At 75.9% G+C, this 1,047-nt stretch carries 1 protein-coding gene; it reads right to left on the bottom strand.

Annotated features, from left to right (window positions below):
* Nucleotides 1–101: 101 nt before the first annotated feature.
* Complete coding sequence (locus ACIQOV_RS42710) at nucleotides 102–914, bottom strand: RDD family protein (RefSeq protein WP_401056685.1); 813 nt, start codon at nucleotides 912–914, stop codon at nucleotides 102–104.
* Nucleotides 915–1,047 lie beyond the last annotated feature (133 nt).

Below are 1,047 nucleotides of genomic sequence, written 5' to 3'. Positions count from 1 at the left end.
GGGGGCCTGAGGGGTCGTGGGTGCTCATGACCCCGAGTAGAACATCACACATTCTCGATGTTTGGGACATTTTGTCCGTTTTGCACTGGGCCTATCGGCCCTCAGCCGCGCACCACCCGGGTGCGGGCCGCGCGGTCCTGCCACCCCCGCCGCGCCGTCCGGTCGAACACCGGCCAGACCAGGCCGAGCAGCAGCACCGTGCCGAGTTGCCGCACCGCCCACCGGAGGAGCGAGCGGCCGAGGCTCAGTCTGGTCCGGCCGGCCGGGGCGGCGGTGTTCACCACGCGGATCCGGGCCAGCCGCTTGCCGAAGGTCTGGCCGGTGCGGGCGACCGGCAGCACCTCGTAGAGCAGGCTGACGAACAGCAGGATGCCGATCAGGACGGCGATCTTGCCCAGCACCACGTCGTCCACCAGCCAGACCTGGATCTGACGCCGGCTGAGGGCGCTGGCCATCCGGGCCTGGTCGACCTTCTGCTGGAGGTGGTCGGTCACCGAGCGGCCGAGCGGAATCCCGGCGGCGACCGCGACCACCAGCAGCACGGCGGTGTCCACCGTCCGCGCCGCCAGGCGACGGCCGAGGCCGGCCGGCACGGCGACCCGGGCGGTACGGGCCGTCCGGGCGGTACGGGTGGCGCCGGCCGCCCGGGAGGACGCGGTGGCGGCGGGGGCGGCGGCGGACGGGCGGGGCTGGACGGCGGTCTCCCGAACCGTCCGTACGGCGGGCAGCGGGGCGGCGGAGGCCGCCATGGCCCCGGCGGTCGCGGCGACCGCAGCCACCGGCTTCGGGGCGACCGCAGCCGGGGCCTGGACCGCAGCCGGGGCCGGGGCCGGGGCCGGAATCGCCTTCTCGCCGACCACCGGCACCGGGCCCGAGGCCAGGACGGCCGGTACCGGCGTCTCCCGCACGGTCACCGCCGCGGCGGGAGCGCCGGCCGCGGCCAGTTCGACGGCAGCCGGAGCGCGCTCGGGCTCCGCACACGTAGCCGGTGATCTTCACCGGGAGCCGGTAGCCGCGGTTGACGCCCAGTCGGTTGGCGCCGAGCAC

The organism is Kitasatospora sp. NPDC091257 (assembly GCF_044757675.1).
GTDB lineage: Bacteria > Actinomycetota > Actinomycetes > Streptomycetales > Streptomycetaceae > Kitasatospora > Kitasatospora lactacystinica.
Note: the sequence above shows the minus strand (reverse complement) of the source record. Positions and strands in the feature narration are given on the sequence as shown.